Source organism: Erythrobacter sp. (genome assembly GCF_038133525.1).
Lineage (GTDB): Bacteria > Pseudomonadota > Alphaproteobacteria > Sphingomonadales > Sphingomonadaceae > Qipengyuania.
In genome coordinates, this window is record NZ_JAYPTL010000034.1 from 1 (window position 1) to 11,793 (window position 11,793).

The 11,793-nt window shown below is 64.3% G+C and carries 13 protein-coding genes; 11 read left to right on the forward strand and 2 right to left on the reverse strand.

Annotated features, from left to right (window positions below; translation table 11 throughout):
• Positions 1-757: C-terminal helicase domain-containing protein (locus AAFM29_RS10325; protein ID WP_341712723.1), on the forward strand; the 757-nt coding region annotated here is incomplete at its 5' end.
• A 36-nt stretch (positions 758-793) separates the two neighbouring features.
• Here AAFM29_RS10325 and AAFM29_RS10330 read toward each other — a convergent pair.
• A complete protein-coding gene (locus AAFM29_RS10330) occupies positions 794-1,390 on the reverse strand; it encodes a cytochrome P460 family protein (RefSeq protein WP_341712724.1) in 597 nt (198 codons plus the stop codon).
• A gap of 189 nt (positions 1,391-1,579) precedes the next feature.
• Between AAFM29_RS10330 and gor the strand changes: the two genes are divergently transcribed.
• From gor to AAFM29_RS10345, 3 genes are all read left to right on the forward strand, one after another.
• The gene (gor, locus tag AAFM29_RS10335; RefSeq protein WP_341712725.1) at positions 1,580-2,926 is read left to right on the forward strand and encodes a glutathione-disulfide reductase; all 1,347 of its coding nucleotides are present in this window, start codon (positions 1,580-1,582) and stop codon (positions 2,924-2,926) included.
• An 87-nt stretch (positions 2,927-3,013) separates the two neighbouring features.
• Complete coding sequence (locus tag AAFM29_RS10340; protein ID WP_341712726.1) at positions 3,014-3,517, forward strand: RidA family protein; 504 nt, start codon at positions 3,014-3,016, stop codon at positions 3,515-3,517.
• Positions 3,514-5,073, forward strand: coding sequence for an FAD-dependent oxidoreductase (locus AAFM29_RS10345; protein ID WP_341712727.1), 1,560 nt, complete (start codon positions 3,514-3,516; stop codon positions 5,071-5,073). The genes AAFM29_RS10340 and AAFM29_RS10345 overlap by 4 nt, the downstream gene beginning before the upstream one ends.
• 8 nt (positions 5,074-5,081) lie before the next feature.
• Here the strand turns inward: AAFM29_RS10345 and AAFM29_RS10350 are convergent, their stop codons facing one another.
• Positions 5,082-6,197, reverse strand: a complete 1,116-nt coding sequence (locus AAFM29_RS10350; RefSeq protein WP_341712728.1) for an FAD-dependent oxidoreductase — start codon at positions 6,195-6,197, stop codon at positions 5,082-5,084.
• A gap of 59 nt (positions 6,198-6,256) precedes the next feature.
• On the opposite strand from AAFM29_RS10350, the gene AAFM29_RS10355 reads away from it, so the two are divergent.
• From AAFM29_RS10355 to AAFM29_RS10385, 7 genes are all read left to right on the forward strand, one after another.
• Positions 6,257-7,282, forward strand: a complete 1,026-nt coding sequence (locus tag AAFM29_RS10355) for an NAD-dependent epimerase/dehydratase family protein (protein WP_341712729.1) — start codon at positions 6,257-6,259, stop codon at positions 7,280-7,282.
• The gene (locus AAFM29_RS10360) at positions 7,282-8,004 is read left to right on the forward strand and encodes an SDR family NAD(P)-dependent oxidoreductase (protein WP_341712730.1); all 723 of its coding nucleotides are present in this window, start codon (positions 7,282-7,284) and stop codon (positions 8,002-8,004) included. The genes AAFM29_RS10355 and AAFM29_RS10360 overlap by 1 nt, the downstream gene beginning before the upstream one ends.
• 96 nt (positions 8,005-8,100) lie before the next feature.
• On the forward strand, positions 8,101-8,655 hold the full coding sequence (locus AAFM29_RS10365) for a TspO/MBR family protein (RefSeq protein WP_341712731.1): 555 nt from the start codon (positions 8,101-8,103) through the stop codon (positions 8,653-8,655).
• 31 nt (positions 8,656-8,686) lie between these two features.
• Positions 8,687-8,932: an accessory factor UbiK family protein gene (locus AAFM29_RS10370; protein ID WP_341712732.1), complete on the forward strand. Its 246-nt coding sequence runs from the start codon at positions 8,687-8,689 to the stop codon at positions 8,930-8,932.
• A gap of 32 nt (positions 8,933-8,964) precedes the next feature.
• Complete coding sequence (locus AAFM29_RS10375) at positions 8,965-9,564, forward strand: recombination protein O N-terminal domain-containing protein (protein ID WP_341712733.1); 600 nt, start codon at positions 8,965-8,967, stop codon at positions 9,562-9,564.
• Entirely contained in the window at positions 9,561-10,628 is a 1,068-nt protein-coding gene (gene leuB, locus AAFM29_RS10380; protein WP_341712734.1) for a 3-isopropylmalate dehydrogenase, read from the forward strand. The genes AAFM29_RS10375 and leuB overlap by 4 nt, the downstream gene beginning before the upstream one ends.
• Before the next feature lie 32 nt (positions 10,629-10,660).
• Complete coding sequence (locus tag AAFM29_RS10385; RefSeq protein WP_341712735.1) at positions 10,661-11,791, forward strand: glycosyltransferase family 2 protein; 1,131 nt, start codon at positions 10,661-10,663, stop codon at positions 11,789-11,791.
• Positions 11,792-11,793: the final 2 nt, after the last annotated feature.

The following is an 11,793-nucleotide window of genomic DNA, read 5'->3' on the forward strand; positions in this document are numbered from 1 at the left end:
CGAACGGATCGACCAGTATCTCTTCATGGTCCAGCAGGACGAGAAGCAGACGCTGATCGAAATGATCCTCAAGGGTCGTCACCAGGTTCCGGGCGAATTCGAGCGCGTGCTTGTTTTCACCCGCACCAAGCATGGTGCCGACCGCGTGGTGAAGAAGCTGGGCCAGGCCGGCGTGCGCGCCAATGCGATCCACGGCAACAAGAGCCAGCCTCAGCGCGAACGCGCGCTGGGCGAGTTCCGCAGCGGTACCACGCCGGTGCTGGTGGCGACCGATGTCGCCGCACGTGGGATCGACATCCCGGGCGTCAGCCACGTGATCAATTACGAACTGCCCAACGTGCCCGAGCAATACGTCCACCGCATCGGCCGCACCGCGCGTGCGGGCCGTGACGGGGTGGCGATCGCCTTCTGTGCCGAGGACGAACGCGATTACCTGAAGGATATTCGCAAGAAGACCGACGCCGAATTCGAGCGCCTGCCGCTGCCTGACAATTTCCGTGCGGTGGTGGAAGGCGTAGGCCCGACCAAGCGTGAGCAGAAGCCCAAGCTGGCCCGCCCGAAGGTTCGCCCGACTGGCGACGCCCAGGCAAGGAAGCCGAAGCCGAAGAACAAGCATCCGGATCGGGCCGGAAAGCCCAAGCGCGAGGGCGGCGAGGCGCCGGCTGGCGCGCGGCCCCAGGGCAAGCGTCCCGGCGGTGGCCGCAATCGCAGCCGCAACCGCCGGGGTTCTTCGCCGGGAGGATCGCGCCGCGCCTGACGCGGCGGCGCGATCCCGGTTGGCGGTGTCTGGGACTTAGTTCGGGTCCCAGGAAGCCTTCTTGGGCTCGCCGTCATGCAGTACCGAATAGGCGGCGCTGTAGATCCAGTCGCTGTCCTTGGCCGGTTCATGGCAGGTCTGGCAGGTTTCTTCGAACGAGGTTGCGACCTGCTTGGTCGGATCGCCGGCGTCGAACAGGGCCCAGCCCCAGCCTTCGCGCCACAGCGGGTTGTCCTTGTGGCTGTTCTTCGAATCCTTGACCATCACGAACCACACCTTGTCCTTGGCCGCCCAATGGGCGTTGCCGGTGGTCAGCGGAGCCGCCTTGACGTCCGAAACCGCCTTCACCAGCACGGTGCCGTCGGCGAAGACGCCATCCTTGCGGTAGCTTTCGATGCCGCCCGGCGAGACATAGACGGTGTGCAGTTCATTGACCGGCGTATCGGGTCCGGCCGAAGCCGTGGCCCATGCGCCCAGGGTCGGCCAGCGATCAAAACCTTCGGGAAGCGAGATCGCGCCAGCAGCGTCGCTGACTTCGATCGGTTGCGGCATGGCTTCGCCAGCCTGCTGGGTGCACCCGGCAAGCGTGACTGCGCAGATGCTTGCCAGCATCGCGCCTTTAACGATGTACATGTAAAATCTCCGGCGCCGCGCTTGTTTGGATGCGCGGGTGCGCGTGCGTTCGGTCCGACCGGCGCGGAGGTTACACATTTTCTGCGTCACCGGGCTCGCTGGGGTGGAGTGGAGGCGATATGTAACCCGACCCTTGGCAAATGCGTATAGCGGGGCGATATGGCCCCGCGCGTATCAAGGAGTTCCCGCATGGCCGAATATGACTACGACCTGTTTACCATTGGCGCGGGATCCGGAGGGGTGCGGGCCAGTCGTATCGCGGGAACGCATGGCGCCCGCGTCGCGATCGCCGAGGAGTACCGCTATGGCGGCACTTGCGTGATCCGCGGCTGCGTGCCCAAGAAGATGCTGGTCTACGCCTCGATGTTTGCCGAACAATTGGGTCATACCCAGACCAAGGGTTGGACCATCGGCGATGCCAAGTTCGACTGGGCGGCGCTGCGCGACTTCGTCAACAGCGACGTCGATCGGCTTGAAGGCCTCTACGGCGAAACGCTGGGCAATGCCGGGGTCGAAAGTTTCAGCGAGCGTGCGACCATTACCGGACCCAATACCGTCAAGCTGGCGTCGGGCCGCGAAATCAGCGCGCGCTACATCCTGGTCGCGACAGGCGGCTGGCCGGTGATGCCCGAATTTCCCGGTGCGGAACATTGCATCAGCTCGAACGAAGTCTTCCACCTGGCCGAACAGCCCAAGCGGCTGGTGGTCATGGGCGGTGGCTATATTGCGGTCGAATTCGCGGGTATCTTCAACGCGCTGGGCAGCAAGGTCACCTTGGTCAATCGCAGCGAAACGATCCTGCGCACTTATGAGCAGGAAGTGGTCGAACGCCTTCCCCCGATCATGGAAGCTCGCGGCATGGACCTGCGGATGAACACGCAGATCACCGGCGTCGAAAAGCTCGCCGACGGCTCGCTCGAAGTGTCGCTCAGCAATGGCGAGAAGATCGTTGCCGACCAGGTGCTGGTGGCCACTGGCCGGGCGCCCAATACTGCCGGGCTGGGCCTGGAAAACGCCGGGGTGAAGCTGGGGCACAAGGGTGAAATTCCCGTCGATGCCTATAGCAAGACTAGCTGCGACAGCATTTATGCGGTGGGTGACGTGACCGATCGGATCCAGCTGACCCCGGTTGCGATCCGCGAAGGACATGCCGTGGCCGATACGCTGTTCGGCGACGATCCGCGCCATGTCGATCACAGCTGCGTCGCATCGGCGGTCTTCTCGCAGCCTTCGATTGCCGCAGTCGGCCTGACCGAAGCGCAGGCGCGACGCGAATTCGACGATGTGAAGGTCTACACCTCGAATTTCCGCCCGATGGGCAACATCTTCTCGCACCGGGTCGAGCGCGGGTTCTACAAGATGGTGGTCGACGGCAAGAGCGACCGCGTGCTAGGCATCCACATGATCGGACCGGATTCGGCGGAGATCATCCAGGCTGCGGCAGTGGCGGTGAAAGCCAAGCTGACCAAGGCCGATTTCGACGCGACGGTGGCGATCCACCCGACCATGGCGGAAGAGCTCGTCCTGCTGAAATAGGGGTTCGAGGCACGCCCGGGAAACTGGGTTATTGTGCTTTGCAGCATTTCGTGAGAGCTTCCGATTCGGGCAGAATTGGGGGCAATCATGGGATCAAGACTGAGTCTGGCGCCGCTTTCCGTGCTGTTGCTGACGGTGACCCCGCTCGGCGCAGCCCATGCGCAGGTCACGCGCGCAGGGCCTGAAGCGTCCCCGATATCCGCCAGCGTTACCGTCCCTCCCGGGGCGACGAACGTTTATCTCAGCGGTGCGCTTGCCGCTGAAAGCGATCCGAGTGCGCCCGAAGGTAGCATCGAGCGGTATGGCGATACCGAAACCCAGACCCGCTCGGTTCTCCAGCGCCTTGCCGCTGGGCTCGCCGCGCAGGGCATGGGTCCCGAAGATGTCGTGATGATGCGCGTTTACCTGGTGGCGCCGCCCGGTTCGGAGCGGATGGACTTCGCGGGCATGATGCGCGCCTATCGCGAAATGTTCGGTTCGGAAGACCAGCCGAACAAGCCCGCCCGGGTGACGGTGCAGGTCGCCGCACTCGCAGCGCCGCAATTTCTTGTCGAGATAGAGGTCCAGGCGGCCAAGGTGACGGGCGAATGACCTCGCGCCGCGCCTTTCTCCAGGCGATGGGGAGGGCGGGGGGCTACGGCGCAGTCTACCTCTCCATGCAGGCGATGGGCCTGCTTGCCGCGCCGCGCGCCTTCGCCGGGGTTCCCGAGCTGGCGCCGAATTCGGGCAAAGGCCGGTCGGTGGTGATCCTGGGTGCCGGGATCGCCGGCCTTTCGGCTGGCTACGAATTGTCGCGGGCTGGCTATGCCGTCACCATACTCGAAGCGCGTGACCGGATCGGCGGGCGCGTATGGACTATTCGCGGCGGCGATCGGGTGGTGCAGGAAGGGCGTGAGGACCAGCTCTGCACCTTCGATCCGGGCCTCTACATGAATGCCGGCGCGGCGCGTTTGCCGACCGAACATCATGCGATCTTCCATTACGCCCGGGAACTCAACGTTCCGCTGGAGGTGATGGTCAACGTCAACCGTTCGGCGGCGGTCGATTCCGGTCACGATATCGTCACCCAGCGCCGCGCGGTGAACGACATGCGCGGGCATATTGCCGAGCTGCTGACCAAGGCGATCGATCGCGGGGCGCTCGACGGGGATCTGGGCGTGACCGACAGGGACATGCTGCGCACCTATCTGGGCGACTGGGGTGCCTTGTCGGGGAAAGGGCAGTATCTCGGTTCGGACCGTTCGGGTTTCAGCGAACTCCCCGGAGGCTATGGCCAAGCGGGGCGCGAGATGGACCCGCTCACGCTCGAGCAATTGATGCGGCATGGCGATTGGAACTGGCCCGCCTTGTTCGAGGAAACCTTCGACCAGCAGGCGCCGATGTTCCAGCCGGTCGGCGGGATGGATCGGATCGCGCAGGCCATCTACGAGCGGATAAGTGATCACGTCCGTCTCAGCACGCCGGTCACGGGCATTCGCAGTTCGGATAGCGGCGTTACGGTGACTCTGCAGGATGGCGCGCCGATTGTGGCCGATTATTGCCTGTGCACCCTGCCGGCGAATTATGTGGCGCAGCTGGATCACGACTTCAGCGCTGCCAAGACTGCGTCGCTCAGCGCGGCACTCTATGTCCCTTCGGCCAAGGTTGCCTGGGAAGCGCCGCGGTTCTGGGAAGACGCGGGCATCTATGGCGGGCTTGCCTGGACCGAAGAGGCGAGCACCGTGGTCTGGTATCCCAGCGGCAACTGGAACAGTCCCAAGGGTGTTCTGATGGGAGCGTATTCCTACGGTTCGCGCCCTGCTTCGGTCGCCTTTACCCACATGCCGCTCGAAGAACGCTTCGCCAATTCGCGCGCAGTGATCGAGCGCATGCATCCCGGCAAGTCGGACCTGCTGGCCAAGCCGCTTTCGGTCGCCTGGAACGAAACGGAATGGAGCGGCGGGGTCGGCTGTGCCTGGAGCGAGGAGCAGCGCAAGACCGACTATCTCGAGCTGTGCAGGCCCGAAGGGCGGGTGTTCTTCGCGGGCGAGCACCTCAGCTACATTCCCTTCTGGCAGGAAGGGGCAATCCTTTCGGCGTTCGAAGCGATCAAGCTGGTGCGTGAACGCACGGCGGCAGACGGGCTGGTCCACGCGGATCACCGCTGACCAGCCAATCAGGACTGGCGAAGCCTTCCCGGTGCCAGCTGTGCTGCAGCAACATCGACCGCGCGCAGCGCTTCGGGCCATTCCGCGTTCGTGACCAGTGCCTCTGCTGCCAAAGCCATGGCGGGGGAGGTTTGCAGGCCGAAACCACCTTGCCCTGCGAGCCAGAAGAAGCCGGGCGCCGCGGGATCGAAACCCGCCACTGGCAATCGATCGGGGGCAAAGCTTCTCAGGCCAGCCCATTTGCTCGCCAAGCGCCGGATTTCGAGCGCCGTCGCCTCCTCGACCCGCCAGGCTGCGAGCGCGATATCTTCTTCCTCGGGCTGCGCATCGCAGGGTTCGGACGGGTGCTCGTCCATGGGGCAGGCAAGCAGTCGGCCGCGTCCCTCGGGCTCGATATAGAAGCCCGGGCCGACCGTCTTGGTGAAGGGCCAGGCGGAAACGTCCATCCCCTCGGGTACGTCGAAGGTGATGACCGTGCGTCGCAACGGCTGGATGCCGATAGGCGCGACCCCGGCCATCTGCGCAACGCCATCGACCCAGGCCCCGGCGGCATTGACGACAATGCGCGCGGCGTAGCTCTGGCCTGGTGTGTCGACGATCCAGTGTGCGCCTTCGTGCCGCAAGGCGGTTACCGGGGAGCGCGTGGCAATTCGTCCGCCCGCCGCGCCGAGCGCATGGCGGTGCTGTTCGAGCAGTGCATGGGCATCGAGCTTGCGCCCATCGCGGTCGAGCAGGGCGCCGATGATCCCCTCGGCTCCAGTTTTCAGCACCGGCACCAATTCCTGTGCAGCGGAGGCGTCAATCCGCTCCACGGCCGGGGCCCAGCGCCGATAGCCTGCCTCGACCCGGTCGAGGGCGTCTTCCTGTCCCTCCAGTGCAATGAACAGCGCCGGATGGCGCCGGGCGGCGGGTTCTTCCAGCAGCGGAATGCTGGCCGCAGTGAGCGCGCGCACCAGCGGCGCATCCATATCGAAGTGGGCGAAGGCGGCGCTGCGCCCCGATGCATGGACGCCGGGCGCCTCTTCCGCCTCGCACACCACGGTGCGGCCGTGCAAGGCCAGCCGCGCCGCTGCCGATAGACCCGCGATGCCGGCACCCACCACAAGGAAATCAACCTGTTCCATCGATACTCCGTTGTCGCCTGCACCCTGGCGACCTAGACTGGCCGCGAAGGGGACGAACAATGGCATCTACGGTACTCGTCACAGGCGGCACAGGCTATATCGCGGGCGAACTCATCCGCCAGTTGCTGGCCAAGGGATGGACGGTCCATGCGACCGTGCGCAACAAGGCGAAGAGCGAAGCCCGCCTACGCGAACGCATGGGCAGTCCGGGCGAAGATCGGCTGAAGGTCTTCGAAGCCGAGTTGATGAGCGATGCGGGCTGGGCCGAAGCCATCGCCGGGTGCACGCATGTGGCCCATGTCGCCTCGCCGATCGCGGCCTCCACGCCGAAGGACGAGAACGACATGATCGTGCCCGCGCGTGAGGGCACCTTGCGCGCGTTGCGTTTCGCCAAGGATGCCGGGGTCAAGCGCTTCGTCCAGACCAGTTCGATGGCGGCGGTCGCCTATGGCCGCAGCGAGAAGGACTATACGGTCGACGAGAACGACTGGACCGACATTACCCATCCCGATGTCTATCCCTACGTCAAATCCAAGACGATCTCCGAACGCGCCGCGCGCGACTGGGTGGCAGAGCATGGAGAAGGGATGGAATTCGTCTCGGTCAATCCGGCAATGGTGCTGGGCCCGGTCGACGATGCCGATTTCAGTCCCTCGGTCGAGGTGGTGAAGCAATTGCTCAGCGGGGCGATGCCGATGGCGCCCGACCTGGGGTTTGCCATCGTCGATACGCGTGATGTTGCCGATCTTCACCTGCGCTGCCTCGAAGAACCGGGATTGGCGAACGAACGGTTCCTTGCCGCCGGGAAATTCTACAAGATCATCGATGTGGCAGGGGTCCTGCGGCGCGGATTGCCCGCGGCCCACACCCGCAAGGTGCCGACGAAGATCATGCCGAACTGGATGGTGGCGATCCTCAGCCTGTTCAATGCCGGGGTCCGCTCGATCAAGAGCGAGCTCGGCAAGAGCCGTCACGTCGATGCGAGCCATGCCAAGCAGCGGCTGGGCTGGCAGACTCGCAGCGAGGAGGAGAGCATTCTTGATTGTGCCCGCAGCCTTATCGAACACGGCGTGGTGAAGGTCTGATGGAGCTCGCGGGCAAGACCATCCTTATCACCGGCGGTACCGCCGGGATCGGTGAGCAGATGGCGCTGCAACTCCAAGGCAAGGGCGCGGCGGTGATCGTCACCGGCCGCAATGCCGAACGGCTGGAGGCGATGCGCGGGCGCGGGTTTGAGGCGATCCAGGCCGACCTCTCGATGCCGAGCGGCGCAGAAGCAATCCTCAATGCAGTTGGGGACCGCGACATCGACATCCTCATCAACAACGCGGGGCAGGGGGTCGACCACGATTTTCGCGAGGCCCAACCCGATGCAGTCGCAGCCGATGACTGTATTTATGCCAATCTCAACACTCCGATCCGGCTGATTGCGGCATTGGTCCCCCGGCTCAAGCAGCGCCCGCGGGCAGCGATCGTGAACGTCACCAGCGGGCTGGCCATCGCGCCGCGTGCCGGCGGACCGGTCTATTGCGCGACCAAGGCCGGCCTGCGCAGCTATACGCAGGCAGTCAGGGCCCAGCTGGTCGGCACCAACGTATCGGTGATCGAGGCCTTGCCACCGGTAGTTGAGACGGAGCTGACTGCCGGGCGTGGCGGGAAGAAGATGGCGGCCGGAGAGTGCGCTCGACAAATCGTCGAAGGGATCGAACGCGGCCGGAGCGAGGTCAACGTCGGGCTGGTCAAGGTCCTGCAAGTGGTTCATTCGCTCTCTCCTGCGCTGGCGCGGAAGGTCATGCTGCGTTTCTGACGCCCCGGGGTGGGACGATTGATGGCTGGTCCATTGCCAGCCTGCGTGCAGCCCGCCAGAACAGGGTTAACGATTCGCGACTTATCGGGGGAATGCATGAACATGCTGGCTTCGCGCGGGCAGCTGCGCGCGAGTTTCATCCGCTGGGCCCTGTTCTGCGTGCCTTTGATCCTGCTGCTCGGCTTTCTTTCGGGCACGTTCGGCAGTGCCGGTTCGGCCTGGTTCCAGGGTCTGATCAAGCCTGAGATATTCCCTGAACCCAAGTGGTTCGGGATCGTCTGGACGATCCTCTACATCATGATCGGCCTTTCATTGGCCTTGATCGCATCGGCATGGGGGGCACGCGGTCGCACGGCTGCGCTGTGGGCCTTTGTGGTTCACTTCCTGCTCAATCTTGCCTGGTCCCCAACCTTCTTCGCTGCACACCAGATCACTATCGCGCTGGCCATCCTGGCGCTGATCGATGTGACACTGTTGGTAGTTATCGTGCTGTTCTGGAAGGTTCGTCGGGGGGCAGCAGTGCTGTTGCTGCCCTATCTCGCCTGGGTGCTGTTCGCGACCGTACTCAATTACGAGTTCCTGCGGCTCAACCCGGATGCCGACGGGGCGAGCAATGACGGCCAGGTCGAACGTGTGCGTATCGGGAATTGATGTGGCGCGTCAGCGCGCCTAGATAGCCGTCATGCAAAGCCAGAACCCGCTGATCGCCGATTTCGTCAAACTCGCCAATTCGGCGGCAGGCACGCTTGCCGGCATGGGCCGCGAGGCGCGCGATGCCGCGCGCGAGCGCGCCAAGGGCGCCTTCGGCGGAATGGATTTCGTCTCCCGCGAAGAATTCGACGCGGTCAAGATGATGGCCAGCAAGGCGCGCGAGGAAGCCGACAAGCTGGCCGAACGCATCGCGGCGCTCGAAGCCAAGATCAAGTGACCGCAGCCCCTGCCATGGGGTAGGGGACCGGAATGCACCTCGCTACCCCCGCTATCCTAGTTGCCGCGCGCCCGCATGGGGAAACGGCGGTAATCGCACGGATACTGACCGGGGAATACGGGATCGTCGCCGCCTATGTCGCGGGCGGGCGTGGACGGTTGCTGCGCCCCGTGGTGATCCCCGGAAACCTCGTCCAGGCCGACATCCGTGCCAGGTCCGAGAGCCAGTTGCCCTTCGCTCGGCTGGAATTGGTCAAGAGCCGGGGGCCATGGCTAACCGAGCCGCTTCCAGCTGCGGCAATCGCCTGGTCGACTGCGCTCACAGCCGCCGCGCTGCCCGAACGCAATCCCTATCCGACACTCTATGCTGCGCTTGGCGGCCTGCTCGATGCGATCTGTTCAGCCGATGCGGCACGGCAGTGGATCGAGGCCCTGGCGCTCTATGAGGCGCTGCTGCTGCGCGAACTCGGCTATGGCGGCGAGCGACCCGAGATAGCGGGCCTTGGGCAGGCTCTGGAAATTCTCGACCGCCAGGAACCGCTTATTGCCCGCTACCTGCTTGCCGACACGCGCACCGACGTACTAGCCGCAAGGCAACTCTTGCGGCAGCGGCTGGGACGGATGGTGGAATGAAGATTGCGGTATTGGCGGGTGATGGGATTGGGCCAGAGGTAACCGCACAGGCGCTGCGCGTGCTCGAGGCGCTGGCGCTGCCCGGCCTGGTGCTGTTCGAAGGCGACGTCGGTGCCGCCGCCTACCGCCGCCACGGCCACCCGCTACCGCCCGAGACGCTGGACATGGCGCGCGCTGCCGACGCCATCCTGTTTGGCGCGGTCGGCGATTTCAGCTGCGACGACCTGCCGCGCCATTTGCGGCCCGAACAGGCGATCCTTGGCCTGCGTGCCGAACTCGGCCTGTTTGCCAACTTGCGCCCCGCCGCGGGATTCCCGGGGTTGGAGCACCTCTCGTCGCTGAAGCCCGAAGTTGCGCGCAGCATCGACCTGCTGGTCGTCCGGGAACTCAACGGCGACGTCTATTTCGGCGAGAAGGGCGAACGCGAGAGTGCGGGCGGGCGCGAAGGCTGGGACTCGATGTCCTACAACGAGGCGGAAGTGCGCCGGATCGCCCATGTCGCCTTTCGCGCGGCCATGGGGCGCAGCAAGCGGCTGTGCAGCGTGGACAAGGCCAACGTCCTCGAAACCAGCCGCATTTGGCGCGAGACGGTGATCGAGGTGGCCAGGGATTATCCCGAAGTCGAGCTTGAGCACATGTATGTCGACAATGCCGCCATGCAGCTGGTCAAGGCGCCCGGTCGCTTCGACACGATCGTAACCGGGAACCTGTTCGGCGATATCCTGTCCGACCAGGCCAGCGCCTGCGTCGGCTCGATCGGCCTGTTGGCCAGCGCTTCGCTGGGTGAGCGGCAGACGGATCATGGCACATTCGGCCTCTATGAGCCGATCCACGGCAGCGCGCCTGATATTGCAGGGCAGGGCAAGGCGAACCCGGTGGCCGCGGTGCTCAGCCTCGCCATGCTGTTGCGCCACTCGCTCGGGCTTGAGCAGCAGGCGGGACGGATCGAGCGCGCGGTTGAAGGAATTCTCGACGATGGTGTATTCGGCGGTGACCTGGGCGGTAGTGCTTCGACGGGTGACATTGGCGATGCCATTGTTAGGAAGCTGCTAACCATATCTTGAGAATTGGCCCCTAACCGGGTCAGGCAATGGACATGACCCCAAAGACGCAGCCCGATTTGGCCGATTCCGCGCGCGTTCTGGAACTCGCGATCATCCTGCCAACGCTCAACGAGCGCGATAACCTTGCACCGCTGGTCGAGCGGATTGAGGGAGCGCTAGGCGATGGTGGCTGGGAGGTCTTGATCGTTGATGACAACTCCGCGGATGGCACAAGCGACGAAGCGCGCCGCCTGGCACTGTCGGACCCGCGTATCCGCGTAATCCAGCGTATCGGTCGTCGCGGGCTGTCGAGCGCCGCAATAGAGGGTTTCTGTGCCACCGCGGCGCCCTTTGTTGCGGTCATGGATGCCGATCATCAGCACGATCCAAAGCTACTAGTGGACATGCTGGCTTGCGTGAAATCGGGTGATGCGGATGTCGCGGTCGCCAGTCGTTTCGCAGAAGGCGCGAGCATGGAGGAATGGGGACGCCCGGACCGCGAAAAGCTTTCCACCGTCGCCAACACGCTTGCTCGCAAGCTGACCGGGGTCGAACTGTCTGACCCAATGAGTGGTTTTTTCCTGCTGCCTAGCGCCACGGCACGGGCACTGGTGCCGAACCTGTCCGGGATCGGATTCAAGATATTGCTCGATCTGCTGGCCACCTCGCCAACGCCGCTCAAGGTTAAGGACTTTCCGATGAATTTCTCCGCCCGCCGATCCGGCGAGTCAAAGTTAGACCGTGCGATCGCGCTCGATTTCCTCGCCGGGCTCTATGACAAGAGCTTCGGCCGCGTGATCCCGACGCGTTTCGCGCTGTTCGGTACCGTCGGTGTGATGGGCGTCGGCGTGCATATGGCGATCCTCTACGCCTTCATACTGATTGCGGGCACGAACTTCAGCTGGAGCCAGGCGGTCGCGACCTTTGGGGCAATGACCTTCAATTTCTGGCTCAACAACTTCCTCACCTATCGTGACCGTCGCCTGAAGGAACCGCGCAAGGTTTTCTGGGGGTGGGTCAGCTTCATTGCCGCTTGTTCGATCGGCGCCTTCGCCAATGTCGCGGTGGCGACCACGCTGCATGATCGGGGCCTGCACACCATGGCTGCGGCGCTGGTAGGCATCGGCATCGGCTCGGTCTGGAACTACGCGCTGTCGAGCCGCTTCGTCTGGGGTCGTTACTGATC

Bases quoted from the DNA above. Each gene is read 5' to 3' on its own strand.
- AAFM29_RS10330 (WP_341712724.1), bottom strand. From the start codon at position 1,390: ATGTACATCGTTAAAGGCGCGATGCTGGCAAGCATCTGCGCAGTCACG.
- gor (WP_341712725.1), top strand. From the start codon at position 1,580: ATGGCCGAATATGACTACGACCTGTTTACCATTGGCGCGGGATCCGGA.
- AAFM29_RS10340 (WP_341712726.1), top strand. From the start codon at position 3,014: ATGGGATCAAGACTGAGTCTGGCGCCGCTTTCCGTGCTGTTGCTGACG.
- AAFM29_RS10345 (WP_341712727.1), top strand. From the start codon at position 3,514: ATGACCTCGCGCCGCGCCTTTCTCCAGGCGATGGGGAGGGCGGGGGGC.
- AAFM29_RS10350 (WP_341712728.1), bottom strand. From the start codon at position 6,197: ATGGAACAGGTTGATTTCCTTGTGGTGGGTGCCGGCATCGCGGGTCTA.
- AAFM29_RS10355 (WP_341712729.1), top strand. From the start codon at position 6,257: ATGGCATCTACGGTACTCGTCACAGGCGGCACAGGCTATATCGCGGGC.
- AAFM29_RS10360 (WP_341712730.1), top strand. From the start codon at position 7,282: ATGGAGCTCGCGGGCAAGACCATCCTTATCACCGGCGGTACCGCCGGG.
- AAFM29_RS10365 (WP_341712731.1), top strand. From the start codon at position 8,101: ATGAACATGCTGGCTTCGCGCGGGCAGCTGCGCGCGAGTTTCATCCGC.
- AAFM29_RS10370 (WP_341712732.1), top strand. From the start codon at position 8,687: ATGCAAAGCCAGAACCCGCTGATCGCCGATTTCGTCAAACTCGCCAAT.
- AAFM29_RS10375 (WP_341712733.1), top strand. From the start codon at position 8,965: ATGCACCTCGCTACCCCCGCTATCCTAGTTGCCGCGCGCCCGCATGGG.
- leuB (WP_341712734.1), top strand. From the start codon at position 9,561: ATGAAGATTGCGGTATTGGCGGGTGATGGGATTGGGCCAGAGGTAACC.
- AAFM29_RS10385 (WP_341712735.1), top strand. From the start codon at position 10,661: ATGACCCCAAAGACGCAGCCCGATTTGGCCGATTCCGCGCGCGTTCTG.